The organism is Orenia metallireducens, from assembly GCF_001693735.1.
Classification (GTDB): Bacteria; Bacillota; Halanaerobiia; order Halobacteroidales; family Halobacteroidaceae; genus Orenia; species Orenia metallireducens.
This window is the reverse complement of record NZ_LWDV01000009.1, coordinates 283,708-310,627: the sequence shown is the minus strand read 5'-3', so window position 1 is coordinate 310,627 and position 26,920 is coordinate 283,708. Positions and strand designations below refer to the sequence as shown.

General features: G+C 30.2%; 26 protein-coding genes and 2 pseudogenes. 13 read left to right on the top strand and 15 right to left on the bottom strand.

Annotated elements, in window-relative coordinates:
- Positions 1 to 35: 35 nt before the first annotated feature.
- The 4 genes from U472_RS09430 to U472_RS09415 all read right to left on the bottom strand — a co-directional run bounded on the left by U472_RS09430 (position 36) and on the right by U472_RS09415 (position 2,450).
- Complete coding sequence (locus U472_RS09430) at positions 36 to 845, bottom strand: DUF1385 domain-containing protein (RefSeq protein ID WP_068717828.1); 810 nt, start codon at positions 843 to 845, stop codon at positions 36 to 38.
- Positions 846 to 1,111: 266 nt separating this feature from the next.
- A complete protein-coding gene (gene terL, locus U472_RS09425; RefSeq protein WP_218059062.1) occupies positions 1,112 to 1,717 on the bottom strand; it encodes a phage terminase large subunit in 606 nt (201 codons plus the stop codon).
- Positions 1,718 to 1,736: 19 nt separating this feature from the next.
- Positions 1,737 to 2,069: a hypothetical protein gene (locus U472_RS09420; RefSeq protein ID WP_068717824.1), complete on the bottom strand. Its 333-nt coding sequence runs from the start codon at positions 2,067 to 2,069 to the stop codon at positions 1,737 to 1,739.
- Positions 2,070 to 2,129: 60 nt separating this feature from the next.
- Complete coding sequence (locus tag U472_RS09415) at positions 2,130 to 2,450, bottom strand: phBC6A51 family helix-turn-helix protein (RefSeq protein WP_068717822.1); 321 nt, start codon at positions 2,448 to 2,450, stop codon at positions 2,130 to 2,132.
- A gap of 878 nt (positions 2,451 to 3,328) precedes the next feature.
- Here U472_RS09415 and mnmH point away from each other — a divergent pair.
- Entirely contained in the window at positions 3,329 to 4,384 is a 1,056-nt protein-coding gene (gene mnmH, locus U472_RS09410; protein WP_068717820.1) for a tRNA 2-selenouridine(34) synthase MnmH, read from the top strand.
- 137 nt (positions 4,385 to 4,521) lie between these two features.
- On the opposite strand, the gene U472_RS09405 is transcribed toward mnmH, so the two are convergent.
- Positions 4,522 to 5,460 carry an IS982 family transposase gene (locus U472_RS09405; protein WP_068717022.1) on the bottom strand — a complete coding sequence of 313 codons (939 nt, stop codon included), beginning with the start codon at positions 5,458 to 5,460 and terminating at the stop codon, positions 4,522 to 4,524.
- A 102-nt stretch (positions 5,461 to 5,562) separates the two neighbouring features.
- On the opposite strand from U472_RS09405, the gene U472_RS09400 reads away from it, so the two are divergent.
- Positions 5,563 to 6,048: a carbohydrate ABC transporter permease gene (locus U472_RS09400; RefSeq protein WP_068717818.1), complete on the top strand. Its 486-nt coding sequence runs from the start codon at positions 5,563 to 5,565 to the stop codon at positions 6,046 to 6,048.
- Positions 6,049 to 6,130: 82 nt separating this feature from the next.
- Here the strand turns inward: U472_RS09400 and U472_RS09395 are convergent, their stop codons facing one another.
- Positions 6,131 to 6,661, bottom strand: coding sequence for a hypothetical protein (locus U472_RS09395; protein ID WP_068717816.1), 531 nt, complete (start codon positions 6,659 to 6,661; stop codon positions 6,131 to 6,133).
- Between the two features lie 220 nt (positions 6,662 to 6,881).
- On the opposite strand from U472_RS09395, the gene U472_RS09390 reads away from it, so the two are divergent.
- Both U472_RS09390 and trhA (U472_RS09385) read left to right on the top strand, forming a co-directional pair.
- Positions 6,882 to 7,772 carry a cation diffusion facilitator family transporter gene (locus U472_RS09390; RefSeq protein WP_068717814.1) on the top strand — a complete coding sequence of 297 codons (891 nt, stop codon included), beginning with the start codon at positions 6,882 to 6,884 and terminating at the stop codon, positions 7,770 to 7,772.
- A gap of 93 nt (positions 7,773 to 7,865) precedes the next feature.
- Entirely contained in the window at positions 7,866 to 8,507 is a 642-nt protein-coding gene (gene trhA, locus U472_RS09385; protein ID WP_068717812.1) for a PAQR family membrane homeostasis protein TrhA, read from the top strand.
- A gap of 318 nt (positions 8,508 to 8,825) precedes the next feature.
- On the opposite strand, the gene U472_RS09380 is transcribed toward trhA (U472_RS09385), so the two are convergent.
- The gene (locus tag U472_RS09380) at positions 8,826 to 8,999 is read right to left on the bottom strand and encodes a small, acid-soluble spore protein, alpha/beta type (RefSeq protein WP_068717810.1); all 174 of its coding nucleotides are present in this window, start codon (positions 8,997 to 8,999) and stop codon (positions 8,826 to 8,828) included.
- Between the two features lie 300 nt (positions 9,000 to 9,299).
- Here U472_RS09380 and U472_RS09375 point away from each other — a divergent pair, with 300 nt between their 5' ends.
- The 3 genes from U472_RS09375 (at position 9,300) to U472_RS16795 (ending at position 10,833) form a co-directional block, all read left to right on the top strand.
- Positions 9,300 to 9,950 carry a hypothetical protein gene (locus U472_RS09375; RefSeq protein WP_068717808.1) on the top strand — a complete coding sequence of 217 codons (651 nt, stop codon included), beginning with the start codon at positions 9,300 to 9,302 and terminating at the stop codon, positions 9,948 to 9,950.
- A 217-nt stretch (positions 9,951 to 10,167) separates the two neighbouring features.
- Positions 10,168 to 10,542: a methylglyoxal synthase gene (mgsA, locus tag U472_RS09370; protein ID WP_068717806.1), complete on the top strand. Its 375-nt coding sequence runs from the start codon at positions 10,168 to 10,170 to the stop codon at positions 10,540 to 10,542.
- A 147-nt stretch (positions 10,543 to 10,689) separates the two neighbouring features.
- The gene (locus U472_RS16795) at positions 10,690 to 10,833 is read left to right on the top strand and encodes a hypothetical protein (RefSeq protein WP_176714135.1); all 144 of its coding nucleotides are present in this window, start codon (positions 10,690 to 10,692) and stop codon (positions 10,831 to 10,833) included.
- Positions 10,834 to 11,069: 236 nt separating this feature from the next.
- Here the strand turns inward: U472_RS16795 and U472_RS09365 are convergent, their stop codons facing one another.
- A complete protein-coding gene (locus U472_RS09365; RefSeq protein ID WP_068717804.1) occupies positions 11,070 to 12,677 on the bottom strand; it encodes a S8 family serine peptidase in 1,608 nt (535 codons plus the stop codon).
- 507 nt (positions 12,678 to 13,184) lie between these two features.
- Between U472_RS09365 and U472_RS09360 the strand changes: the two genes are divergently transcribed.
- Complete coding sequence (locus U472_RS09360; RefSeq protein ID WP_068717802.1) at positions 13,185 to 13,379, top strand: hypothetical protein; 195 nt, start codon at positions 13,185 to 13,187, stop codon at positions 13,377 to 13,379.
- 141 nt (positions 13,380 to 13,520) lie between these two features.
- Here the strand turns inward: U472_RS09360 and malQ are convergent, their stop codons facing one another.
- Entirely contained in the window at positions 13,521 to 15,038 is a 1,518-nt protein-coding gene (gene malQ, locus U472_RS09355; RefSeq protein ID WP_068717800.1) for a 4-alpha-glucanotransferase, read from the bottom strand.
- Between the two features lie 369 nt (positions 15,039 to 15,407).
- Here malQ and U472_RS17700 point away from each other — a divergent pair.
- The 3 genes and pseudogenes from U472_RS17700 to U472_RS09345 form a co-directional block, all read left to right on the top strand.
- Positions 15,408 to 16,039 (top strand): annotated as a pseudogene (locus U472_RS17700) (IS701 family transposase); the annotation flags it as partial.
- Between the two features lies 1 nt (position 16,040).
- A pseudogene (locus tag U472_RS17695) lies at positions 16,041 to 16,518 on the top strand (IS701 family transposase); the annotation flags it as partial.
- 748 nt (positions 16,519 to 17,266) lie between these two features.
- Positions 17,267 to 17,458 carry a DUF3006 domain-containing protein gene (locus U472_RS09345; RefSeq protein WP_068717798.1) on the top strand — a complete coding sequence of 64 codons (192 nt, stop codon included), beginning with the start codon at positions 17,267 to 17,269 and terminating at the stop codon, positions 17,456 to 17,458.
- A 41-nt stretch (positions 17,459 to 17,499) separates the two neighbouring features.
- Here the strand turns inward: U472_RS09345 and U472_RS09340 are convergent, their stop codons facing one another.
- The gene (locus U472_RS09340) at positions 17,500 to 18,591 is read right to left on the bottom strand and encodes a hypothetical protein (RefSeq protein WP_068717796.1); all 1,092 of its coding nucleotides are present in this window, start codon (positions 18,589 to 18,591) and stop codon (positions 17,500 to 17,502) included.
- Between the two features lie 134 nt (positions 18,592 to 18,725).
- Positions 18,726 to 21,545 (bottom strand): hypothetical protein, encoded by a 2,820-nt coding sequence (locus U472_RS09335; protein WP_068717794.1) that lies wholly within the window; start codon positions 21,543 to 21,545, stop codon positions 18,726 to 18,728.
- Positions 21,546 to 21,968: 423 nt separating this feature from the next.
- Here U472_RS09335 and U472_RS09330 point away from each other — a divergent pair, with 423 nt between their 5' ends.
- Positions 21,969 to 23,078 carry a HEAT repeat domain-containing protein gene (locus tag U472_RS09330; protein ID WP_068717792.1) on the top strand — a complete coding sequence of 370 codons (1,110 nt, stop codon included), beginning with the start codon at positions 21,969 to 21,971 and terminating at the stop codon, positions 23,076 to 23,078.
- A gap of 57 nt (positions 23,079 to 23,135) precedes the next feature.
- Here U472_RS09330 and trhA (U472_RS09325) read toward each other — a convergent pair whose 3' ends face one another.
- Positions 23,136 to 23,777: a PAQR family membrane homeostasis protein TrhA gene (gene trhA, locus U472_RS09325; RefSeq protein WP_068717790.1), complete on the bottom strand. Its 642-nt coding sequence runs from the start codon at positions 23,775 to 23,777 to the stop codon at positions 23,136 to 23,138.
- Between the two features lie 93 nt (positions 23,778 to 23,870).
- On the bottom strand, positions 23,871 to 24,653 hold the full coding sequence (locus U472_RS09320) for a class I SAM-dependent methyltransferase (protein WP_068717788.1): 783 nt from the start codon (positions 24,651 to 24,653) through the stop codon (positions 23,871 to 23,873).
- A gap of 378 nt (positions 24,654 to 25,031) precedes the next feature.
- Between U472_RS09320 and msrA the strand changes: the two genes are divergently transcribed.
- A complete protein-coding gene (gene msrA, locus U472_RS09315) occupies positions 25,032 to 25,502 on the top strand; it encodes a peptide-methionine (S)-S-oxide reductase MsrA (protein WP_068717786.1) in 471 nt (156 codons plus the stop codon).
- A 97-nt stretch (positions 25,503 to 25,599) separates the two neighbouring features.
- Here the strand turns inward: msrA and U472_RS09310 are convergent, their stop codons facing one another.
- Together U472_RS09310 and U472_RS09305 are read right to left on the bottom strand one after the other, a co-directional pair.
- Complete coding sequence (locus tag U472_RS09310) at positions 25,600 to 25,857, bottom strand: hypothetical protein (protein WP_068717783.1); 258 nt, start codon at positions 25,855 to 25,857, stop codon at positions 25,600 to 25,602.
- A 21-nt stretch (positions 25,858 to 25,878) separates the two neighbouring features.
- Positions 25,879 to 26,808 carry an alpha/beta hydrolase gene (locus U472_RS09305; RefSeq protein ID WP_068717781.1) on the bottom strand — a complete coding sequence of 310 codons (930 nt, stop codon included), beginning with the start codon at positions 26,806 to 26,808 and terminating at the stop codon, positions 25,879 to 25,881.
- Positions 26,809 to 26,920: the final 112 nt, after the last annotated feature.

Genomic DNA, 26,920 nt, shown 5'->3' with positions numbered 1-26,920 from the left:
GCTTATAACCTAAATTTGGTAAATCAAGTAATTCATTATTTATCTATCCTATTATCCTCTTCCAATAATGTCTCAAAAGCAAATATAGCCACCTCTATTTGCTTATCACTAGGTTCCCTTGTAAACAATTTATCCTGAAACCAAGCAGATAACTTATAAAAAAGAGATATACCTAATACTTTCTCCCCCTTCTTAATTTTAAAAATTTCATAGCCTAGTGAATAACCTAGGATTATATTTATAATCATAAACCCTCTATAGAAGAACAACGATAAAAAAGAGCATGTTATCCAAAAAGCTAAAAAACTAGTACCGCATCCATAGGCTACTCTGCTTGCTCTTCTAACCTTCTCAATAGATAAGTCTTTATGATCATAATAAGCATTAATTGTCTTATGCTCAGCACCGTGAAATTCATGAGTTAATTTTAAGAATTTTAAATGATTAATTATCTCTTTAATAGATTTTATCGAAAGTATTATTAAAATTATAATAATAAAGATATTTAAAATCACAAAAACAATCTCACTTTTTGTACCATCTGGATCATTGCTAATTAAGCCACTAATTTTATCATAATTATTATTAATTAAATCAACAAACAAAGTAATTATAAAAACTACAATTAGTTCAATATTATATCTAAATAAATCATAAAAACCTCTAATAAAAGGAATTTTCTTAATAAATCTTTCACCTTTAAAAAGTATTTTTTTCTTTACAGCAAGATTATCTTCTATTTTTGTATTAAATTCATCATCTTCATTAATTGTAACAGTAACAGTTTTATGTGTAGATGAAAACCGAACTCCATTATGTAATGCACTTCCCCCAGTAAACTCCATTAGACCATCTCCCTGTTAAAAAATTATAAAAATAAAAATTAAATTTAATCAACATAATTTTGATTTTGAACTTCTATATTATTAACAACTATTTCTCCATAATCCACCATATCCCTCCAAAAATATCATCTTATGTTTTTATTTATCTTCTTTTATCTGGGACTAAAAAGTTCTTGTTTTTAATCTTCACTATCCTCTATCCCTTATCCTCTGCTCTTTATTTTCTAACGGTCTTAACTGTAAACTGTACACTGTAAATTGATCTTTTACACTCTCCCTATCCTCAACTCAAATCCTTCATTCACCATCTCAGCTAATCCAGTAGTAGCATCTGGTCCATCATCATTTCTATTTCTCCCCTCTTTCTGATAGCTATTCATTGACTCATAATACTTAGCCCATCTATACCTCCAATCCTCAGAGAAGTAAATGTGATTTATCACAAAGCTACTATTCGCTATTATCCTCGCCTTCTTATTCTTACTCTGATGAAACCATTGAATATCAATACTCCTTTTTCTGTAATATTCCCATAATATCATTTCAACATTTCTAGCAAAACCACGACCACCATTATTACTCTCAATTTTACAGTAACTCACCTTATTTCTTACCAATAACTCAGCAGTCTGAGATTCTGTAACCTCCATTCCACCCTTAGTATAAAGAATATCAATTATATAAACCTCTCCCTCATACTCTACTCCCACAATAGCACATAAATAATCATTACCCTCATCAGCTGTATCAACATAACAGATAATCCTCTCATAATTCTCAGGTAATTTATCATAAGTTTGAAAATACTTATATAATTTACCCTTCTGATCTATTGGCTCCTGATGATAATTTGCTCTGAATATCTCTGGCACCATATTAACTCTCACACTCTCATAGCTCTTCTCTGATAACAAACCAGAGCATAGCATTTCCCTTCTTAATCTTACTCTCAGGAAAGATATCCTCATAAACAATCTCATGGGGATAGGTCTTAACCTCCATAATTCCATCCCTTGTATATATAGAAAAATCAGTGGCAGCATCATTATAGCTACAGGTGATAATCCTATTACTCTTCTTCCTACCCAATACCCATTTACAGAAATTAATTAAGGTTCTAGATTTCCCATGACGAGAAGGCATATTCATCACCAGCTTAGTATAAACTTTGCCCTCTTCATTAACTAAATTTCCCTCATATAACTTCTGCAAAGTACCACACAATAGCTTCCAATGCCACCTATGTTCTTGATAAAACTCTGGACAGATAGTCTTACAAAACTCTCATAAGTTATTTCTGAAATCTCTAATCTTCTTCTCCCGCTTAAGAACTAATAACCTCTCCAAAGCCTCAATCTTATCCAGCTCATCGTCTATCTCCTCTGGTTGAGCCGACTTCATAATATTATTAATCATATTAAGCAACTTAGGGTTAAACTTATCCTTTAGTTCATTTAATCTCTCATAATAAATTGATTTAAAATTTTCCTCCTCTAACCACCTATATAGCTGCCTTTTACTAATGTCACACTTTTTTGCTATTTCAGCCTTAGTAAACTCTCCTGAAATAAGTAAGTCTATAGCCTTAAGTTGATCTTGACTCAATCCTTCATTTTCGATATCTGTAACACTTTGTGCCTTGTTTTGGTGCTGCTAGCAATACCACTTACCTTCAAAATCTATCTCTATTTCCTTTTCTCTAGTGCATCTAGAACCACCACTCTTATTACCACTACATTGAATTATTTTAGTCTCTTCTTTATCCATTTATTGACAACATCCCCTTTTAAGAATAGGATATATATTACTGAAAAACAAAAGAGCCAAAAGCTTTTAAGCTCTTGACTCTTTTTAATCTTATCCCTTGCTGTTTGAACTTATAGTATTATATCAATGATTTAATTCTTATGTCTTCCAAATTTATATCACTTTTAATTATTAATTTGCGACTTTATTATTGCCATTCAAAACCTTTATTTCTTTTATAATTCCATCCTTTATTAAAGAATTTACACAATAAAAATCTTTAAATACTCCTCTATTTTACTAGCCTTAGGCTTTTTTTATTTATTTAATTTAATCATAAGCATGCTACATAAAAAATCGCAGATCTGGATTAAATATCTCTTATCTTCTGCCATATCTATTTCCTTCTTTTGATAATACATCTCAGTTTAACTATGATAACATTATTTATTAATACCATAGAACTACTGATTTGAAAGTGATAAATAGAAAAAAGTCACTGAATCTAATTATATAGAAATCTTTATAAAAGACCTTTATATTTATTTAATCATTATTATCTAAATTATAGAATATTATACTCATAAAATTTCTCTGTTAGGATATTATAATAAACTATTAATAATTAAATAAATTTAATTAAAGAAATTATATCTTTTCATTCAACATCAAGCAGGAGTTAAATAAACTTTACAGAAAGAATAATAAGAACAGACTATACATGGGAGAGTTTTAAAATGAAAATAATAAGTTATCAGAAATTATTAAATAAAAAATCAGTAATCTATGTTGATGTCCGAACACCAACTGAATTTGCTGAATCAACGATTCCTGGGGCGGTCAATATCCCTATCTTTACTAATGAAGAGAGATCTGAAGTTGGAACTATCTATACTCAACAGAGTCCAGCTGCAGCTAGATTGTTAGCAGTGGATTTGGTATCACCTAAAATCCCTAAAATCATTAGAGAGATTAAAGAATTAACCGAAAATTATCAGCATGTGATAATCTTTTGTGCTAGAGGTGGCATGAGAAGTGAAAGTATTGCTACATTTAGTGAACTAGCAGGTTTTGAGGTGTATAAACTAGAGGGAGGATATAAAGCTTATCGTAACTTTATTTTAAAAGAATTACAAGACTATCAATTGACAGCTAAGCTATTGGTAATTCACGGTTTTACTGGTATTGGTAAGACAGATTTATTATATAAATTAAAGGATGCTGGGATAGCAATAATAGACTTAGAGGGGTTAGCCAACCATCGCGGCTCTGCTTTTGGTAGCATTGGTCTTGGTCAGCCTAGAAATCAGAAAATGTTTGATTCCTTATTATGGGAAAGGTTAGAAGAAATAAAAGATAGTAAAGTCGTTGCTATTGAAGCAGAAAGTAAACGAATAGGAATATCAACCTTACCTCCTTTTTTATTGGAAGCAATGAATAATGGTCTCCATACTTTAATTAAGAACCCACTGAACAGCAGAATCGATAGAATCATTAATGAATACAGAGGGAACTATGATCAAGATGAAGAACACTTTCTACAAGCAACCTTAGAGGCTATAACTTGTATAAAGAAGCATCTAGTTAAAAAGATTGGTAACAAAGAATATAATAAATTAGTTAATTACTGTGAAAATGGAAAACTAGAAAAAGTGGTTGAAATTCTCTTAACTGAGTATTATGACCCACTTTATCTACATTCCCAGAATAAATGTGATTATTTTGATTTAGAGATTGAAGAAGATGATTTAGAGAAGATTAAAGAAAGAATAATTGAATTTATAAACAACTAAAATCGATCTGCATTAATCAAAGTTATATAGGTATATTAACGCGTTGTGCTAATAGATGAAATTTATATGGATGTATTTACCAGTGAATAGAAGTAAAAAGAATACCTTAGAATAATAATCACATTTATTTGTAATTATTATCCAAATATTAACTCTTTAATTCGACCGATATTAATTGTTCTTCCAAGAGTTTTATTAATGAAATAGCCTAGATTATGTGCTAAAACTTTAACTTTAATTTTAGTCGTTAATCCCCAAAGTGATTTTGTGAGTACATTTGATATATTGAATTGTTCATCAAGTTGAGAAAAAGACGTTTCAACCCTTCTCCTAACCTTTGAGATTATTTTTTTAAATGCTTTTGGGTGCGGATCTTTACTATTCTTTCGTTTTATAGGGATAAGATCAATATTTTTCTCATCTTTTAAGATATCATTTAAGTCATTACTGATATATCCTTTATCTCCTATAATTTTTAAAGAATGATATGGCGAAGTTAGTTCCCATAGAGTTTCTCTATCATCTACATTAGCTGGAGTTAAATTAAAATCAGTAATATATCCATTTAAAGTAACAAGAGCATGTAGTTTAAAACCAAAATAAGTTTCTTTTTTAGATGCACAATTACCATATTCAGCTTCGCTGAAAGTTTTATTAAAATGTGCTCTCGCAAATTCACATACTGGAATAGGCATACTATCTACAATTCTATAATTATCATACTGATAATTAAGAATTAGAGTTAATTTTTTTCGTATTTCATCTAATACAGCATGTAAATTCCTAAGTGTTCTATTAAATCTAGTTCTATGGCATACTTCTGGAAATAAATCCTTTAGATTCTTTTTTACAAAATTAAACCACGATTTTTCAGAATCAATAGTAAGTGATTCACCTACAATACTGATAGTAATTATCTCACTATCAGAAAGGATTGCTTTATCAATATTACGGCGTTCTTTAATATGTGTTGGGGTTACTTCTTGATAAATGTCATCAATTATAACATAAATAATAGTAATAAAGTCTCTTAAATTTTCAATTTCTATGGTATAATAGTTATTGGACTCCAGCATATGTTATCCTCCTATTTTAAATATTGGTTGTATTTATTATAGGATAACATCTTTTGCTGGGGTTTTTCTATTTAAATTTAACTAGCACAACGCGTTACATTAATGTTACCTATTCCTGTGAGAATAATACCTTTATTTGAATTTATGAAACAATTAAATTGGGGAAATAGTTTTTTAGCCTTAACAGTCCCCTTCCTAGCCAGTGCTACAGGAACATTTTTATTCAGACAGTATTTTATGAACTTTCCTGAATCTATTGTAGAAGCAGCTAAGGTTGATGGAGTAGTACCGCTAAGGTTTCTATTTCAAATCTTAGTTCCCATGTCTTTAAATACTATCGGTGCCTTAGCTCTAATTGAATTCATTTATGTCTGGAATCAGTACTTATGGCCATTAATTATTATGACTTCTAATCAGAAGCAGGTGGTTCAGATTGGTCTAAAATCACTAATAGGAACTGGAGACCAAGGAACAAATTGGTCTGTAGTCATAGCTGGTGCTGTAATTACTTTATTACCTCCATTATTAATCTTTATCCTACTCCAAGAACAATTTATGAAAGATTTTGCCTTAAGTGAAAATAAATAACCGTATTATTAAGACTTATAATCAAATTCAAATATGTCTTTAATTAACCAAAAAATTAATGGACCTAATTAGGTCCATTAATTTAAAAATCCCAAACTATAGGTTTAGACTTTTTATTATTTTTATCATCTTTTGATCCATCATCTTTCTTCTCCACTATTGGCTCACTTTCAATTTTTTCTTCTATCTCTTCACTCTCTTCTGCTATATCTTCTGTATTATCGTTATTACTCTCTACTATCTCTTCCTGAAAATCTTCAACTTCATCTATAGTCTTTAATGATACCTCTTGAAACTCATCACTAACCTCTTTTAGATCAGATTCAGCTGATAATCTATTCTCTAAATCTAGTTCCATAAACCTCTTTCCTATTGGTGTTAATTTTAAATAAACCCTTCTTCCCTCTTGGTTAGCTTTAAGAAAGAGCCCCTCTTCTAACTCACTTATCACCTTATTCATTCTATGCTTGCCAAACCTAGTAACCTCCCACAAGTCTCGTATAGTTATTTCCTTGTTACTCGTAAATAGATCTAAAGAACTTCTTAATGTATTAACCGACTCTTCTGATAGTTCAGATGATAGTACCTTAATACAATTATCACATAATTTCATAGCTACTCCCCCTTTTCTATATAAAATATATTTAAGGAAAAGGAAAAGTATACACAACTATCAAATTAGATTTAAAATCTATTAGAAAAAATAGATTGATATAACAGAATCTCAATTTTGATGAAGGAGAGCCACATATAATATAGAATAACTACATAGTAATAGTCTTATTTAATTGAACCATCTAATAGTCTTTAAGATTTATAAAGGAGTGTATTATATGAAACAAGCAGAGAGAACAAGGATAGGAAATAGAATATCAAAGATTACAATCTTTTGGAATCTATTATTATCGTTTATTAAATTACTAGCAGGTATCATAGGAAGAAGTAGTGCCATGATAGCTGATGGAGTCCACTCATTATCTGATATCATTAGTACAGTTGCTGTTATGATTGGTCTACATATGGCTCAAAAACCAGAAGATGATGATCATCCATATGGACATGAGAAGATTAAACCAGTTATTGCAAAGATTCTTGCCACAATTTTATTTATAACTGCACTAGGAATAGGTTATGATGGCATCCACAGAATCAAACTAGGTACTTATCAGACTCCAGGAATGGTTACCTTATATACTGCCATCTTATCCATCATTATAAAAGAATGGATGTATAGATATACTATTAAGGGAGCGAAAAAACTAGATAGCTCAGCTTTATTAGCAGATGCTTGGCATCATCGTTCTGATGTCTTTTCATCTATAGGTACTCTTATTGCAATTACAGGGGCCAGATTTGGCTATCCAATATTAGACCCCATAGCTTCATTGGTTATCTCACTTTTAATCATCAAGGTATCCTTAGAAATTTATAAACAGTCTATCAATCAACTTGTTGATTATGCTGGTGATAAAGATACCATTGAACAGATTAGGGCTGATATATCAGTAGTTAAAGGAGTTATTGAGATAAATACGTTAAAGACCCGAATACACGCAAATAAAATTTATGTAGATGTGGCAATAGCTGTTGATGGTAACCTATCGGTAATAGAAGGTCATCAGATTGCCAGAAAAGTACATGACAAAATTGAGGATAATAATACCTATAAAGTAAAACACTGCATGGTTCATGTCGACCCTTACCACCAAGGTAAGATTAGTTAATATAATACAATTTATTTTAATATCTACACTTGATAATTTAATCAAAATTAAATATAATAAAGTATCTACAAAAACATTAAAGAGGAGAATCAGATGGATAATAAGAAAAAATCTATAACTGTTGAGGAGATTACTAATGCTATTTTGCATGGGATTGGTCTAGGTTTAGCTATTGCTGCCCTTGTCGTCTTAGTCGTCCTAGCCACCATCTTTGGAGATGTATGGTACATAGTCAGCTTTAGTATTTATGGTTCTACATTAATCATACTCTATCTTTCTTCTACTCTCTATCATAGTTTTCCTAAAGGTAAGGTAAAGGATATCTTTCGTATATTTGATCATGCATCAATCTATTTATTGATAGCAGGAACTTATACACCTTTGACCTTGGTTGCCTTAAGAGGACCCCTAGGCTGGACTATCTTTGGTATCGTTTGGGGAATAACTGTCTTGGGAATTGCTTATAAGATATTCTGGATTGGACGGTTTAAGATATTTTCAACAATCTTATATATAATCATGGGGTGGCTGGTTATATTTGTGATTAAACCCTTAATAGCTGTTTTAAATGTAAATAGCATAGTCTTTTTAGTAATTGGTGGAGTACTCTATACTGTAGGAACCATCTTTTATGCTTGGAATAAGATGAAGTACAATCATGCTATCTGGCATCTCTTTGTTTTAGGAGGAAGTATCTGCCACTTCTTTACTATATTATTCTTATTACCTCGTTAATATAATCTCACTTTACCTTTATCAGATTGGAGAATAGCCATAGATAGTAAGTAATTAGTAATTAAATAAGAAAGCAGTAGGGTTAATACCCTACTGCTTTTTCATTGAACTACTATAATTCTATAATAGTTCAATTATTCGGTGGTTACTATAATTCACTATAACCTATTAAAGGCTGCTTCTCTTCTAAACTCTGCTTTTCCTTTGAGTGAAATAATAAATACATAATAACCACCTCCATTAATATTCTGTCCAAATCAAAAGTTATTAAACCAGTAATTTATTCAGAATATTATTGAGCAGATATATCTTCTATACCTACTGCTGCTGAGCCATCATCTCTTCTACCTTCTCTACTGCTCTTTTAACTAACGACCCAGCTTCCCGGGTGGTTATATTACCCCAATCACCATCCTTGACCTTGTCAGCAAACCCTAACTCCTCAGCCAATTCATATTTAGTTTTATCGGACATAATTGTTTTACGTCCCATTGGGAAATCCACCTCCATTAATATTATGGTCAGTTAAAACAAATAATAAGCTGGTAAATAATTGAACTAACTAAGATTAACTCTCTCCCTAAACCTAAACTAATGCCTATCTTATATTAAATTTACTAGCAATACCTAATCATCACACTCTTTCTATAAATATTACATTTATAAACTGATAGATATCATTTATAATAAAGATAGCAATCAATAAATTTAGACACTTATCTTCTATAATATTCATTTGCAAATACATAGGGTTAATTTAAAAATCCTAAGAAATAGAAAGGAAACTAGCTTATGAAGAGAATAATAATCTTAACCTTAATAATTACTGCAACATTCACACTATCAGCCTTTGCCCAAGACAATAATCAATTTGGAATCTCTGGAGGATTACTTAAAACCTTAAACGACCATAATTTAAGAGCTATTATCTTTACTTACAAAGATGATGGTGCTAATATCTTCTTACCATCTGAACTGAATCTGACTACAGCCAAATCAACTAAAACAAGTTCTATAAAAGATTATAATCTAATAAACTTCTCCTTCTTTAAAGAGTTAACTATTGGAAGAGGAGAAAATTATATTGGTTTTGGAATTAAATCTTTAGACAAACAAGAGGATAGTGCAGATACTAGAGGTTACGGGATACCTATATCCTTTAGAACTATACAACCATTACATGATAAGATAAACTTTAATGGTGATATTTCTATATTTCCCTTTGGTAAATATGATGTCACTACTAAAGATATAGAGTTTGGAGGAAATTTTTCAGGCTATAAACTCAACTTAGCTATTAGAGGGCAATTAACTGATACCTTTAGTATTAAAGGTGGGTATTTAAGAGAAAAATACCATTTTGGTGATGATCAAAGTCAAGCTATAGCTGGCTATAATGAAGGGTTACAGGGATTATACTTTGGGGCTGAAATTACATTTTAAATCTAAAAAAGACCTATCTTGCATGCAAGATAGGTCTTTTTACGTGCCTTTTACTAATAACTATTATCATTGTAGCTTAATTTTAATCTTTGATAACAATCCCTACTTTAGCTATTAGTAATCTAAAATTATTAAAGGGAATATGATATTAATCTAGAATATATCTTTCAAGTAAGATCAACCACTAAATTACATTAATATCACAGGAGGGATTTAATTGGTAGAAAGAATAGCATTAATTGCCCATGACAAAAAGAAAGATGATTTGATTGAGTTTGCTCAAAATCACGAGCCAATACTAAAGAAATATGAGCTAATTGCTACTGGAACGACTGGGAGAAAGTTAAATGAAAATACAAATCTGCAGGTTATTAGAATGGCTTCAGGACCTTTAGGTGGTGATCAACAGATTGGAGCACAAATAACTAATGGTTTATTAAAGGCAGTTATATTCCTACGTGATCCTTTAACTGCACAACCTCATGAGCCTGACGTTAGTGCATTGCTTAGAGTCTGTGATGTCCATAATGTACCTTTGGCTACAAATTTGGCAACTGCAGACATGATTTTAGAATCTTTAAAAAATGAATAATTCTTCCTTAAAATCATGGAGTATATTCCATGATTTTTTAATATTATCCTCACCTTTATTTTACATAAATCCCTAATATTAAAGATAACAATAAAATCTTAATTATAATAAAATAATAAAAAACTAAATAAAAGGAGGCAGAAACTCATGCCAACTAATACCAATGATGGTTTGAACAATGAATACATATCTAGACTATTAGTTATTATTCTCATTAGACTATTAGTAAAGGTTATTCCCATTGATTTACCACCCTTCCCTTGGCCATCAGTAGATAAAAAGAATAAATAATTAATGTCATTATATGCTTCTCCATATATGACCTAAAACAAGGTTATATATTTTACTGATCATTTACCATAATCAAACTTTAATTTCACTTTCAGTCTAAAGTTGGATGATTATACTATCTATTCACAAACCCTTATGATATAGTAATTATTAATATAAAATATTATTTATTGTAATCATTCTAATAAAAAAGGATTATATGATAAAATATCATATAATCCTTTACTTTATAATTTTTAATAACTTATATCAAGACTATAATCTCCATTTCCACTATAAGAATATGCCCTTAGAACATATTGACCTGTAACAGTTGGAAAATAGGAGAGGTCTTCTTGTCTTTTTGTATCTATAGATTTTGCAACTTGATTTCCAGATGGGTCATATAAATATAAATCATAGTCTGTATAATCATCTAACATAATTAGATTAACAGCTATCGGATAATCTAATGTATCTACATTAATATTATATTCAATGTAATCACCACTACCAGATAAATAATTTTCATCTACATAGTGACTTGGCTGAGTAACTCCTACACCATATAAGCTCCCAGCAAATTTTACAGCTTCATAAGTATCAAGGCGTCCTGCTCCATAGTCAATATCTTTTCCTGCTACTCCAAAGTCAACACTTGTATTCATAATCTTACTCTTAATTTCGGTCGGAGTTAAAGCAGGATTAGAGTCTAGCATCAATGCTACTGTACCAGCTGTATATGGAGTAGCCATTGAGGTTCCACTCATTTCAGTGTATCCACTAGTAGTATTAGCTTCAACACTCATCACATAATAACCAGGTGCAGATATATCTGGCTTAACTCTTCCATCAGCTGTAGGACCTCTACTAGAGAAATAAGCCTGATAATATCCACCCTCTCCTACATCTGCCATTGCTCCTACAGTAATTGCTTTTTCAGCTGCCCCTGGTGTGCCAATAGTATAATTACTGGGTCCTTCATTTCCAGCCGCTATTACTGATACCAATCCAGCATCTGCTGCTTGATTAACTAACATAGATGTTGAGTCTGTACCATCAGAGCTTCCAGCAGCACCTAAGGACATACTAAGAACATCAATTCCATAAGTATCCTTATTATTGATACACCATTCAATTGCAGCATCAATATCACTCATAGAACCACTACCTCTTGCATCTAATACCTTAAGACCAATTAAAGCAGCACCTGGTGCTACACCTTTATAAGCAGTATTTCCTTCACCAGTACCAGCAATGGTACCTGCACAATGGGTTCCATGACCATTATCATCATAGGGTTCAGTTCTATTCTTTCTAGTCCAATCTTTAAAATAAAGTACCTTACCTTCATCCAAATCTACATGGTTAGCATCAATACCAGTATCAATAACAGCAACTACTACATCATCTTTGCTATAAACACCTAAGTTACCATCTCTATCTCCATCATACCCGAAATCAGAACTTACCTTATCTGCTCCATACCAATATGTAGCATCATCATTATAAGCTTTGACTTTTCCATCTAATTGGACATGCTTAACCATTGGCATATGGGATAAAGCATTAATCTGCCCTTTATTTAGCTTACCAGCGAAAGCATTAATATTTTTATAATTATATTTAAGATCAAAAGCACCGATCTTTGCCTCTATAGCTTTCTTAGTAAAATTTTTATTAAAGACTACAATTATATCCAATTTATAATTACCTTTAATCTCTGCTAATTTTTCTTCTAAATCTTCAAAAATCTTATTACCATTCTTATCACCAACTAATTTAGTTCTTCCCTTCTTCTGAGCAAAAGCTCCTACACTACACAATAAAACAAACACCAACATCATAACAATAATTCTTCTCACTACTAATACCTCCTAAAGATATTTGGAATTTATTATAACTCTTATCATGAAAGATAAGTAATTATAACCAAGGTGTTGAACAACTAAATTCCTTAACTAATTATTAAAGGTATAGATCAATAATAACATGATAATTGGTATCATTGTCTAAATTATAACTTAATTTTCCTCAAGAGTCAACTACAATCCAGTTTCGTTAACACAAACATAACATATAAATGTTAAATTCTTATAGACTTATTCTATTAAAACAACTAGAAACTGAACAATTAATTGCTCAGCCTTTCAATTGATTTTTAATCCCACCTTACTCTTAAAAAGATGGGGATTCAGCTTTAAATTCATACATCTATATAAATAAGTAAATGAAAAAACAACTAACTTATTATTAATAATTAGCTTCCTCACTTTAAATGTATAAAATAAATCACTTTGAGAAAAATTAACTATATATAAACAAGTTATTATCGATATAAAAACTAATTCCCTTACCAAGGAGGAACATTAATGTATGAAGACAAGCTATTAAAAAAGGTTGCTAGCAAATGCCCCGAATATGAAGCAATCACAGTAGCTCAAAACTTTGGTGCTTCTATCTTAAATAATTTAGAAGCCTTAGAAGAAGCTAAATGTGACCTTTGTGTTAATTGGGATGATAGCCATTGTGATATCTTCCAAAAACACCATGAAAAATATTTATAAATTGAGTACTTATAGTCTAACATACCATTATTAGCTTAAACACTATTATTTCTTATATCACTTTTTGATAAATCTTTTTTTACTAAAATTATAGTAAATTAAAAGAGAGGATGGTCACCCATAACCATCCTCTCTTTTAATTTACTTATTCACAACATCAGCAAACTGATCATTAATACGATACTTCTCTGTCAAAGCTGTTAATTTATTTATTATGTCATCAGTTAACATATCTTTTTTATATCTCCATTGCCAATTACCTGAGGAAGCACCAGGTGTATTCATTCTTGCTCCACTATCTAAAGACAATATATCCTGTAAAGGAGCAATAGCCATTACAGCTATTGAAGACCAAGCAGCTTCTATTAATCCCCAACAGATATTACTTGCTTCTATATCTAGATACTCTTCAACATAATTCTTAACATCAGTAGATAAATTTAAAAACCATCCCAAAGTGGTATCATTATCATGGGTACCTGTATAGACAATACAGTTTTCATCATAATTATGTGGTAAATACTTATTTTTCTCTCCAGTATCAAAAGCAAATTGTAAAATCTTCATACCTGGAAATTCAAACTCATCCCTTAACTCTTCTACTTCATCAGTAATCAATCCTAAATCTTCAGCAATAATAGGTAATTTACCTAACTTGTCACGTACAACATTAAAAAAGTCTGCTCCTGAACCTTCTTCCCAACTACCATTAATCGCAGTTTCTTCCCCAGCAGGTACTGCCCAATAAGCCTCAAAGCCTCTAAAATGGTCAAGACGAACAATATCAGCCTGTTTTAAAATAATCTTAAATCTATCTATCCACCAATCATAACCCCTCTCTTTTAATTTATTCCAATCATAAAGAGGATTACCCCATAATTGACCAGTTTTACTAAAGTAATCAGGAGGAACTCCTGCCACTTTAGTAGGATTTCTTCTTTCATCAAAGTGAAATATCTCTGGATTAGACCAAGCATCCGCACTATCAAAAGCAACAAAGATAGGAATATCACCAATAACCTTGATTCCCTTCTCATTAGCATAGCACTTTACCTTAGTCCACTGTTCAAAAAATAAATATTGCATAAACTTATGGAACTCTATAGTATCCTTTAACTCTTCTTTATATCTATCCACAGCATCTTCTTCTCTAAACTTGATAGGCTTCTCCCATTCACTCCAAGGTCTTCCATTAAAGTGATCCTTTAATGACATAAATAAAGTATAATCTTCTAGCCACTCTTTATTTTCTACACAGAAAGCCTTAAATTTACCCTTTTCAATATCAGAAGCTGCTGTATTGAACTTTTTAAAAGCCTTTCTATATAATGGAAATTTAAAGTTGATTACTCTACCATAATCGACATAACCTTGATCAAATTCCTCTTCTAACTCTAAATCCTCCTCTGATAGTAACCCCTCTGCTTTCAATACTTCAAGATTAATCAACAATGGATTACCTGCAAAGGCTGAGAAAGATTGATAAGGAGAATCTCCATATCCTGTTGGTCCTAAAGGACAAATTTGCCATAACTTCTGTTTAGATTCACTAAGAAAATCAATAAATTCATAGACCTCCTTTCCTAAAGATCCTATTCCATATTTTCCTGGTAAAGATGTTGGATGTAAAAGTACCCCACTGCTTCTTTCAAACTCCATCAAAATCCCTCCATTATTCTTCAAATTCTAAATATAAAAATTTACTTCATAATATTAATAAATCTTATAACAAGAGTTAAACTCTTCATTTAAAACAGTAAATTCCATAGTATAAAACTTCAAGACCAATATTAATTATAAAGATTGCCCAAATTAATAATAATATTGTTAAAAATGATTCTCTAGACCATCTCTTATTAATTCTAAACTAATAATCTGAAATCTTAAAATTTTAACTTTTAAATAATCTATAACACCACTTTACAAGAAATTAGATAAACAAGTTACCTAAAAATAACAAAATCAGACACCTTAATCCTAGGAATAATAATCATATCAGAGAAAAATACACCTAGGAGGTGCCTGACTATGATTAATATTCCCAATAATTCAATAAACCAAACATTAAAACAATATTTATTAAAATATCGTTCTATTTTCACAAAACCAAGTTTTCAAATATTTCATTGGCTAGTATTGGCTATAATTTCTATGGAAGAAATAAGATCTATAAATTTTTTATATGATAATTTCATTAGTAAGTATAGCAATAAGGCTTTAAATTCTTTTTACTACTTTTTATCTTATACTAATTTCTCTATAGAAAAGTTAATGCTTTGTACTTTACGAATAGTACTTAACTTAATTAATGTATCCCAACGGGATACAACAATATTCCTAAGTATAGATGATACTTTACAAGCAAAGTATGGTAATAAATTTGACTGTTATTATAGGATTTTCGACCATACCAGTAGAACAGGAAGTTCTTATCTAAAAGGACATTGTTTTGTATCTCTAGTTATTAATATTCCTTTAAAACATAAGGGGCAAATTAGATATTTAAGTTTGCCAATAGGCTATAAACTCTATGATAAAAGTAAGAGTAAACTTGAATTAGCCTCAAAATTAATAGATACTGTAATGAATTTGTTGGAATCATACCAAGTTATCCTTTTATGTGACAGTTGGTACACTAAAGGTTCTGTTCTTAATACTGTNTACAACTAAAGATATTGATAAATTTTCTTCTACAAGGTTATTTATTTGTACTATTACTCCAGATGAGATTAATATTTTTAAAAATCACGATGTCGAAAAAACCAAATATGATAATACTGATTTTAAGCAAGTACCACTTTGTGCTTATAATATTAGATGGAATATAGAAGTTATCTTTTATCAGCATAAATTTTTCTGGTCTTTTGGCAACTATATGGTAAGAAATAAAAAAGCTATAGAAAGGTATGTTAATTTACTCGCCATTACTTATACTTTTGTTTCAGTACTACCATTTATAGACCTAAAATTTGAGCAATATAAATTTAAAAGTCCTCAAGTAATAAAAAGAACTATAGCTGATAGACTTACTAAGGAATTAATTTTTGATAGTTTCGTATCTTCACTCGAAAGTAGCAAAATTTATTCTAAGATTCATAAAGCTATTAACTCTTTTCTACAAGATGACAAGATTGCATAGTCAAACTTGTAAAGTGGTGTAATCTATAACTAAGTTATGCAATGCTATGTTAAGAAATTACCACAATAACATATCTTTCAAGGAAACGTTTGCACAACTTCTCTCTTTTCTGATAATGCCTTTGTTATTTATATTGGACAAAATAATTAAATATCCTGCGATAAATATAATTATATTTAAAAAGAACTAATCCTTTTAATGTATTTTTACCTAATAAACTGATTTTAAGTATTTATAAAGAATCAAAAACTTTAATATCTATATAGTGTTTATTTATAAATTTTCATTATTTATTATAAGTGATAACCTGAGATAATATTCTTAACATATCACAAAATATTTGATTTAAACTTCTTTAAAATTACCCTACCTCCTTAGTTTCTCATTTAATTAAAAAATAAGCTTAAAAGCTGAAGAAAAGCTTTCCCATCTTAGTTTTAACAATCCCAATTACTTTAATCCAAATTATATTTATCTAATCCCTCTAGAAGGAGGTTTTAGTAATAATCTAAAGAATAAAATAGATATACCTGAAGTTATTCATACTTTTAAGACCTCTAGAGTTTTACTAATCACTATTGAGAGAAAAGATTATTTTTATTAGTCATTAATATAAAAGATATCAATATCTCTAATTAGAAATTAATATTATAAAAAATACAAAATTATATCTAGAACAGTAACAATGGTATATCAGACCTTTATCATTATAAAAGTATGACAATTTGAAGATAATAGGGGGTACTAAATGTTAATCATTGACCGCTTTGAAGGTGATTATACTGTAATTAAGATGGGAAATAAGACTTTTAGCTTACCTAAAGAAGCACTACCAAAGAATGCTAGAGAAGGAGATGTACTTAAGATTGTAGTTGATAAAGAGTCTAACAAAGACTTAAAAAAGGGAATCGATGAATTAGTAGATGAAGTGTTTGAATAAAGGTAAGGAAATATTTCCTTACCTTTATTCAAAATTATAACTTAAAAATTAATATTTATATTGATTTTGGCGAGCAAGCCCGATGAATTAAAAATATCAATTTCTTTAGTCTTTAACTCTAATTCTAAAATCTTATGTATCAGAGAAATAGAGATAAAGTCTTTATAGATACCTGCTTTTAACATTATAGGATTTTTCAATAAATTATAATTCAAATAAGGATAAAGTTCTCTGCGATAAAATAAACCCAGTTCCCAACGATTACTCTGTAAAAGCAAATTATACTCTGGTTGTAAATGGGTAACATAATCGATATAATCATATCTTCCATCAGTTTCAACTCCTGAAGTATTAGCTATACTACCATAATTATCTTCTAGCTTAGTATAGAAACCTAAGCTATTGTCATCCAGTTTCATATAGAGGGTATATACATCATTCCATTTGATTTTGCTATAAAAATTTTCTGCTACTAAACTCAATTTATATTTATTAGATATCTGCCATTCTAAGTTATAACCCAAGCTGTAACCCCTACTAGAGAAGTCTACATCATACATATCAGTCTCTTTAGTTAAATTACTATATACCCCCTTTCTAGTTCCGGAAATATAATATTTATCATTTTCACTATAACTGATGCCTTGATAATTTCTTTGAGTTAACTCTATTCCTTTTAATAACTTTCCATTAATAGTAAAATTAATTCCATAATTATCATTAGATAATATTTTAGCACCGAAAAGAATGCCTTCTAAGGATTGGCTGAAGGTATTTAAATCTATCTGATACTCTCCTTGACTATATCTTTTATTATCTGCTTCTCTTTCAATTAAAAAGATTGCTGTCTCTTCATCAGCTACTATTTTTTCTTCACTCTCTTTAATATAACCTATAAAATAATTACCAGAAGTCGCTGATACAATAACTCTTTCTTCTCTATCAATTAATCCTACTACTGTTGAGTCGATATCTACCTTCAAATTATCATAATCTTTATCTAATAAATCTCCTAATGAAAAAGCGTTATTATCAATAAAAACTTCGTTATTATAATTCAACTCCAACTTTTCTGCCTGTAAATTGTTTGTAAGAACAAATATCAAAATCACTGTTATTATAATTCTTTTCATTTAACCACCTTTATTTTCTTATTTCACAAAATCACATGACTACTACTATATTTATATTTAGCAAAGAACTTTAATAAAGTATAACCATTTAAAAAGGTAGTTGATCTAATCAACTACCTTTTTAAAATATTTATTTACTCTTTATCAGGTAATATTGTCATAATAGTATTATCTGAGAATTGTACAAAAGGATCATCGGCTGCTATAATTTCACCATATATTTTAGTCCCATAGTAATTTCTAATCTCACCTATCTTCTCTTGTTCAGTATCTGCGTATTCTGTCATTATAAGCTGTAAATTAGCTTGATTATAAGCTGTAAGCTTATAATCACTATTAGCTCCCACAATAACCTCTCCTTCAATAAACTTATCACCAGAATAATCATATCTAAAATCAGTTGTTAAATGCTCATATCCATCACGTACAATCTTAATATCAAGATTAACATCACCATATTTAATATCCTTTAATTGTCCATTAAGTGTAACTGTACCACCAAGATAATTTTCGTGAGTTTCAGAATCTTGATACAATGCTTTTAAATCAACATTTTCTACACCAAGGTCAATATCCAAAGAACCATTTAAAGCAAATCCATTATCAACGGACATATCTTGATAAGAACCAGCAAAGTTAATTGTATTAGGGAATATTATATTATCCTCTTCAACCTCTTCAAATACAAAATCTACTTTAGTCGAACCACTTATTTTAAACACCTTAGTAGTGAATTCTCCAGAAGAATTAAAACTTGATACTACAGGAGATTCATCTCCATCAGCGATTGCTTGTAATGAAGATGGGAACTTAGCAAATTTAACCTCTGCATCTCCTTGATAATCAAACTCTTCGGAATCAAAGCTTCCATTATAACTAATACTCTTACTATCAGTTAAGTCTATATTTACCACAGCACCAAGTACTACTTCACCAATAGCAGGAACATCTACTGGAAGTTCATCGTCAGTATCATAGATTCCATCCTCATACATATCTACAAAGACTCCATCTTCATCAGTGAAGTTTAAGCTATCTTTCATGATACCTGTAACCTTTATACTTCCTTTAGTTGGAATGATAAAGGTATCATCATATCTATATCTCACAATATTAACTCCATTACTATCTTCCCAACTATATTCATCAATATCAACCTGCTTTATAGTTTGAGTTTCCGCTCCATCAACAGTAAAGTCTAGAGACCAATTCATAGTAGAATCAGTACCTGAAGTATGAAGATAACTAAAGTCCGCCTTAGTAAAATCTATAATAGCTTTTTCATAGCCTTCATATTCTTGAGAATCTACTTCTTCTATTGAAAGAATATCTTGAGGGTTATTAATTCCAATAGTTACTTTTTCTTGAGTATTTGCAAAGGTGAGATTCCACTCCCACTTATCAATCTCTCTAGGATTTTCATCTAGCTGCTTAGCTATTATAAAATTAGTAGCTTCTTCTGCTTCATTTCTGATTGCTTTCTCAATATAACCATCAACAAATTCATAGACTTCATCTTCATAGTAGTCATTATATTGACTATTATGCTCACCAAAATAATAATCCCTATATTGATAATAAGTATAATAATTTTCTTGCTGATATTGCTCCCAATCAGTACGATAATCATTATAATCTGGGAAATAGTATAATAAAGCCTCTTCTTCATATTTGCTCCAGTTATTATATGCTAAATTGATATAATCATCATAAGCTTCTTTTTTAGATAAATCGATTGTATAATCTCCTGGACCGTAGCCAATATCTTCTGGATATTCAGCATATATATTCTCAGCTGCTAAACCGAATAATTCACTCCAAACATCTAATACTTCTTCAACCTTCTCTAATCTATACCCCATAGCTACTAAATAAGGAACTACATCCTGCTTAATATTTGTTTCTATCTTTTGAGCTTGTCCTTTTCCAACCTCTTTCAAATTAACACCGTGACCTTTTAAATCACTTACAAACTCTTTAGCATCCTCTACTGTTGTCTCTTTATTCTCTTCTATTTCATCTACATCCTTTGTCTCTATAATAGATAGATTAACCTCTGCTACTAAATTACCATTGGCATCCTTAATAGGAACTTTTCCACTAATCTTTCCTGTTTCTCGATTAATATTTATATCAGTCCCTTTAATCTTCTTAAAGGCAGGTGTCCCATCGGTAGCGATAATAACTGCTAATAAACCATACTTATCTCCATTAATATTATTCATATCATCAACCAAATTACTTAAATCTAATTTCATTGTAATAGCTGGAATATCACTAGCATCAGTACTACTAATTATAGCTTTGTTCACTGCTAAAATATTACTTTGACTAGTTATATCTGTGGTTCCACTAGTTATCTTAAAAGAATAAGTTTCACCTAATACCTTTTCAGTAGCTGGATCAAATCCTCCTGTACTATCTGCTGAAGACTCGGCAATTAAATCTATCACAGTCTTTTCAGCTTTGGCTACACTTACTTCTTTTCCTGCAAGCTCTGTCTTAACTGTATCATCTAACTCCATATCTGCCAAGCCATTACCTACTTCAATTGTATCTGCTGAAATAGTTTCTGTTACTAATTCTTGAGCAACTTTGATAGTCTTTTCCTTATCCTTATTGGTTAAATCAACATTTATTCCCTCAGTAGCTATGTAACCATCCTTTGTTGGCATTACACTTATTGTATAAGTGTTATTAGCTTTTAGGTTAAAAGTAACTGTTCCCTGAGTTCCAGTCTTGAGTTCACTTTCACCTTCAATTCTTACATAAGTCCCATCTAATTTTTGATTAACATCTGAAGCATCAACAACTTTAATAGTTAGATTTGCAGTGGCTTCTGAATCATTTATTGGATTATTACTAACTCCGTCATCTGAACTACTACAAGCTGTAATTAATATGGAGATGCTTAAAAGCACAAGCAAGAATACACTATCCTTAAATTTCTTCATAATCATTCATCCTCCCTTTTATTATTGATATAATCTATATTCATTCTTTAATATTAAAAGCACATGCCCCCTCTTTTAAGATTTAATGGTCTCTTAAGAAATTTAAGCCATTATACTCAATATTATACTTAAATTCTTAATTATTTTCAAGATTAATTAATAAATTTTTGGAAGTAGTCACAATAATAAATAAGTCTTATTATTACTAATAAGCTAAATCTTTAAAACATCTCACTCTAGCTCATCTAATAATATCTCTAAATATATAACACTATAAGGATTGTATACTAATATATTCCCTATTACTCTATCAAGATATAGACTATTTCCTATTTATATAGAGGATATACCCTGCTTTTGTAGAAATATAAGGATATATATAATTTATTGTATGATTTGATATATGGAGAGGAGTAAGTTAAAATGTCATACTTAAAGCTGGTAACAGAAAATTATAACTATATTCTTTATTCAACTTTTGGATTATTCATTATTCTACTAATTTCATTGATCTTGAAGAATAGACCAAAGAAATATAATTACTTCATTAAATTAATCAAGAAGAACTTAAAAAAGGCTCTAGATAAATTAGATCAACTAGATGATATTGACATCAAAGAAGAATTAATACTATATGGAGAAAAAGATCTCAATGAGGCAGATTACTTAACTATTAAAGACTATCTAATTGATGATTACTTATTAAAAAGATTACTCAATAAGATTACTAATAGTGATTCACATGATAGAGCAAAAGCTGGAAGAACACTTATAAAAATAGGTACACCTCAAGCAATAGATTATGTAACCTGTTTACTTTATGATGAAGATAAAGAGATTAGGAACTTAATAATTGAAGAATTATCTAAATTACAAAACCCTAGAATCATAACTACTTTAATCAATTATCTAGATAATTGTGAAGATTTAGTAATATTAAATAGTTTAAAGAAGGCTTTCTTAAAAATTGGTAAGAAATCATCCTATGAATTGCTAAAATTGCTTAATTCAGATAATAGCACTCATGTAAGTTGGTCTATTAAGTTATTGACAGAAATTGGTGATGATAGAGCAATAGAACCTCTTATAGAATTACTATATAATCATCCAAAATTCGAAGTAAGAATAATAGCTGCTAGAGGCTTAGCCCAATTAGATTTGGAAGGTAACTTCAAATTTTTAAAAGATAAATTAGGTGATGAAAATAGTGAGGTTAGAGCAGAAATAGTTACATTATTAGGTCAATATAATCAGGATGAAGTGGCTTCATTATTATACAACCTATTATTTGATAATAGTAAATTGGTTCGAAATAATACTTGTCAATCTTTACTTAAGTTAGGTGACATAGGGATTAGGCAACTTATCTTAGCAGTAGAAAAAGATGATATCCAAGAAGATGTTTTACAATTTTTAAATAATATTGATGCATTAGATTTAATTAAATCTACTAAAAATGTATATGAAGTAAAACAACTAGATCAAAATTTTGATTTTCTTGATTTAAATGAACTCAACCTATCTAATTATTAGTTATAATTTAAAAATCAATTCATATAAAAAGAGAGAAGCTGATCAGCTTCTCTCTTTTTATTCAGGTAGCAAAAATAGAATAGTAAAGAAGTGGCAGATACTACCTGCTAATACAAATAGGTGCCAGATAGCATGATGATATTTTATCTTACGCCAAATATAAAATATAGACCCTATTGTATATAATCCTCCCCCAACAACCAAAAATATCAAACTTTTTGTTGTCATTGTCATCAACAAAGGTTTAATAACAAAGACTATCATCCAGCCCATCAATATATATAGAGCTGTTGAAACTACTACAAACTTCTTGACCCAAAACACTTTAAATATAATTCCAATAATTGCAATTCCCCAAATTACTCCAAAAATACTCCAACCTAATGCTCCTTTTAAAGCAATTAAGGTCAGTGGCGTATATGTCCCAGCTATCAACAGATATATCGCAGAATGGTCAAAGATTTCAAAGATGTCCTTAGTCTTCCCCTCAGGAAAGCTATGGTATAAAGTTGATGATAGATAAAGGATGACCAAAGTAGAACCATAGATGCTAAAGCTAACTATATGCCATATATTTCCCGAAATATTAGCAAAGACAACCAGTATAACTAAAGCTGCAATAGCCAAAACTACTCCAATACCGTGCAAGATTGCATTTGTAATCTCTTCACCTTTACTGAAATTCTCTATATTATCCATTGCATTCTCCTTTTTAATTTACTTAAGCCTAATCTAATTTTTTCATTAATACTTTATATAATAACTAATAATTACATAAATTCAGGCATCCTATTAACTCAACTTCTCTAAAATTATATACATCACCATATCCTCTTGCACGTCAAAGAATAGCTCTAATTTAGGACAAAATTCATCATCATGCCCATAGATCTTTAAATTTCCTAAACTGTATTTGTCACTTATTCTTGCTAGTTCAGGGATAGTATAGGCTCGGTAGTAACGAGTATTTATCCGTTTATACTTTCCTGTAATATTATCAAGGGAAATTATATTATCGATTACTGCTCCACGTTCAATATCAAAGCTAGTCTCCCTGATAAAGGTCCTATCACCCTCTACTTCAGCATCTCTACCTTGGTTTAAAGCCATATAGTATGGATTATAACTCTGTAATAATAGCTTTCCCCCTGGCTTTAATGCTTTAGATACCCTTTTGAGTACCTCTTCATTCTCACTATCAGTAAATATTCCAAAGGAACCATCTAGAATAATTACACCATCATAGAGAGAGTTCTCATCAAGGGTCAACATATCCTGCTGGCGAAGCTCTAAATTTAACCCCCTATTCCCTGCTTCTACCTTAGCCATTTCCAATAAACTATTAGAGTAATCAATTCCTATTACTTGATATCCTCGCTCCGCTAAGAGAATACTATGACGCCCATTTCCACAACCTAAATCTAGTACCCGATTCCCTTTACTTAAATCCAAAGTTCTTTCAATAAACTCTATCTCTTTCTCAGCTGAAGCAAAATCTATATAATGATAATCATATCCCAACTCTTGCATCTGTTCATAAGCTTCAGTCCACCATTGCTTCTTATCTTCTGACATTATAAAGCTCCTCTCTAACTCTAAATACTTAATCTCATTATACAACCATTGTTAGTTAATATTCAAGAGATTAATCTAATATCTCTACTACCAGAAATCTAAAAAAGTTTGCTTACTTTCCAAAATAAAATTATCGCAATATACCGTTACTGCTATATTAGACTTTAACTGATCAAACTTATTAATATAATCAAAATTAATTATTGAAGAATTCAAATTCTTAATCTCTTTTATCATGAATAATATCTATGATAATAACAATAATATCTCTAAAACAGTAAATTTATTTTAAATTTAATTAATGATCATTGGTTGAATAGAGAAGAAGCTATATAATAATTAAAAATAATTACCAATATTAACTAAGGGGATGATTAAATGGAAAAAGCCACCTTTGCGGCAGGTTGTTTTTGGGGAGTACAAGCCCTTTTTGATAAGATAGATGGTGTAATCTCTACTACTGTTGGTTATATTGGAGGTCAGACTGATGAACCTACATATGAAGAGGTATGTACAGACCAGACTGGTCATGCTGAAGCAATTGAGATAACTTTTGATCCTAGTGAGATTACTTATAAAGAATTATTAGAATTATTCTGGAATAATCATAATCCTACAACTCTAAATCGCCAAGGTGTTGATGTAGGTACACAATACCGTTCAGCTATCTTTTATCATAATAAAGAACAAGAAGAAATTGCAAAACAGTCAAAAGAAGCCTTAGCTAATAGTAATAAGTATCAAAATCCGATAGTTACTGAGATAGTAGCTGCAACCACCTTCTATCCTGCCGAAGAATATCACCAAAAATATTTACAGAAACGGGGACAGAATAGTTGTGGCATTTAATCTAAATAACAGGGTCTAGATTAATCTAGACCCTGTTATTATGGTTATAATTAATCAATAGCATATATCATCTTATCTACCTCTTCTTTAGATACTCTTACTCCTTTTTATTCCACGTAAAGATACTTTGCAAGACGCCTACATCAGGAAATACTACTAAAGCTATAGTAAGGTCGACTAGAGATTTCTGTAAAGATATGTTATCTATCCCTATCCTTTTATCCATTATTAATCCTATCAAAGTATAAATTATAGCAGTACTAAATCCCCAACCAACGACCCCATGTATTAAAATATATTTACTCTTACCTTTAGCTCTAATCTTCTCCCAACGCACTCTCTCTTTTGGATTCATATTAGCTCCCCTTCATTACTATTACGAATAGTTCCCTAGCCAAACTAGAATATCTTTGAAAACTTCTTCTCTATTTATCTCTTTTAATATTTCATGCCTACTGCCTTCATATAATTTATAAGTTAAGTCTCTAAGCTCAACTTTCTTATAATCCTGATATACTTGTAGTACACCTCTACCATAAGCTCCTACGGGGTCCTCCTTACCTGAAATAATATAGATAGGTAAATAATCAGGTACTTTTTTTATATTCTCTAATTTATTAACCTCCTTAAGCCCTGTTAATAGGTCATTATAAAAAGATGCTGTAGAAACAACCCCACAAAACTCATCTTGAATGTACTTATCAACTTCTCTTTGATCTCTACTGAGCCAATCAAAAGGTGTTCTATTGGGCTTAAAGGCTTTATTATAACTAGCAAAGGATAGCTTATTTAATAAATAACTTCTTGCTCTCTCCTCCTTTAGTTTAACCTCCAACTTTGCTATTATAATACCTATTTCTCCAAGTATCCCTTTCCTTCCTGAAGTTCCTGATAGAATAACACCATCAATTTCCTGACCATATTCCATAATATAGGTTCGAGCTAATAATGAGCCCATACTATGACCAAAAAGAAATATAGGGATCTGAGGATATTTAGATCTTATCATAACAGTCAATTGGTACATATCTTTTATAACTAAAGTCCAACCTTCTTTATCAGCAAAATAACCCAATTCTTCAAGATTAGCTGCTGTCCTACCATGACCTCGATGGTCATTAGCATAGACTATATAACCAGAATTAACTAGTTCTTTAGCAAACTCTTCATACCTACCTGCATGTTCAGCCATACCATGGGCAATTTGTACTATTCCTCTAACCTTCTGTTTATTTTCAGCTGACCAATTATAAACGAAAATATCTATACCATCTTCTACTCCGAAAGTGAATGTTCTTTTTTTCATTATTTACCTCCAAATTCTATTAATCATCTACTATTTTAACTTCTTTATTTTAATATAAAACCCCTCTTTTTTAACTATTAACTAAATAAAAAGTCCCAAAAAACTCATAAAG

Bases quoted from the DNA above. Each gene is read 5' to 3' on its own strand.
- U472_RS09430 (WP_068717828.1), bottom strand. From the start codon at position 845: ATGGAGTTTACTGGGGGAAGTGCATTACATAATGGAGTTCGGTTTTCA.
- mnmH (WP_068717820.1), top strand. From the start codon at position 3,329: ATGAAAATAATAAGTTATCAGAAATTATTAAATAAAAAATCAGTAATC.
- U472_RS09405 (WP_068717022.1), bottom strand. From the start codon at position 5,460: ATGCTGGAGTCCAATAACTATTATACCATAGAAATTGAAAATTTAAGA.
- U472_RS09400 (WP_068717818.1), top strand. From the start codon at position 5,563: ATGTTACCTATTCCTGTGAGAATAATACCTTTATTTGAATTTATGAAA.
- U472_RS09395 (WP_068717816.1), bottom strand. From the start codon at position 6,661: ATGAAATTATGTGATAATTGTATTAAGGTACTATCATCTGAACTATCA.
- U472_RS09390 (WP_068717814.1), top strand. From the start codon at position 6,882: ATGAAACAAGCAGAGAGAACAAGGATAGGAAATAGAATATCAAAGATT.
- trhA (WP_068717812.1), top strand. From the start codon at position 7,866: ATGGATAATAAGAAAAAATCTATAACTGTTGAGGAGATTACTAATGCT.
- U472_RS09380 (WP_068717810.1), bottom strand. From the start codon at position 8,999: ATGGGACGTAAAACAATTATGTCCGATAAAACTAAATATGAATTGGCT.
- U472_RS09375 (WP_068717808.1), top strand. From the start codon at position 9,300: ATGAAGAGAATAATAATCTTAACCTTAATAATTACTGCAACATTCACA.
- U472_RS16795 (WP_176714135.1), top strand. From the start codon at position 10,690: ATGCCAACTAATACCAATGATGGTTTGAACAATGAATACATATCTAGA.
- U472_RS09360 (WP_068717802.1), top strand. From the start codon at position 13,185: ATGTATGAAGACAAGCTATTAAAAAAGGTTGCTAGCAAATGCCCCGAA.
- malQ (WP_068717800.1), bottom strand. From the start codon at position 15,038: ATGGAGTTTGAAAGAAGCAGTGGGGTACTTTTACATCCAACATCTTTA.
- U472_RS09345 (WP_068717798.1), top strand. From the start codon at position 17,267: ATGTTAATCATTGACCGCTTTGAAGGTGATTATACTGTAATTAAGATG.
- U472_RS09340 (WP_068717796.1), bottom strand. From the start codon at position 18,591: ATGAAAAGAATTATAATAACAGTGATTTTGATATTTGTTCTTACAAAC.
- U472_RS09335 (WP_068717794.1), bottom strand. From the start codon at position 21,545: ATGAAGAAATTTAAGGATAGTGTATTCTTGCTTGTGCTTTTAAGCATC.
- U472_RS09330 (WP_068717792.1), top strand. From the start codon at position 21,969: ATGTCATACTTAAAGCTGGTAACAGAAAATTATAACTATATTCTTTAT.
- trhA (WP_068717790.1), bottom strand. From the start codon at position 23,777: ATGGATAATATAGAGAATTTCAGTAAAGGTGAAGAGATTACAAATGCA.
- U472_RS09320 (WP_068717788.1), bottom strand. From the start codon at position 24,653: ATGTCAGAAGATAAGAAGCAATGGTGGACTGAAGCTTATGAACAGATG.
- msrA (WP_068717786.1), top strand. From the start codon at position 25,032: ATGGAAAAAGCCACCTTTGCGGCAGGTTGTTTTTGGGGAGTACAAGCC.
- U472_RS09310 (WP_068717783.1), bottom strand. From the start codon at position 25,857: ATGAATCCAAAAGAGAGAGTGCGTTGGGAGAAGATTAGAGCTAAAGGT.
- U472_RS09305 (WP_068717781.1), bottom strand. From the start codon at position 26,808: ATGAAAAAAAGAACATTCACTTTCGGAGTAGAAGATGGTATAGATATT.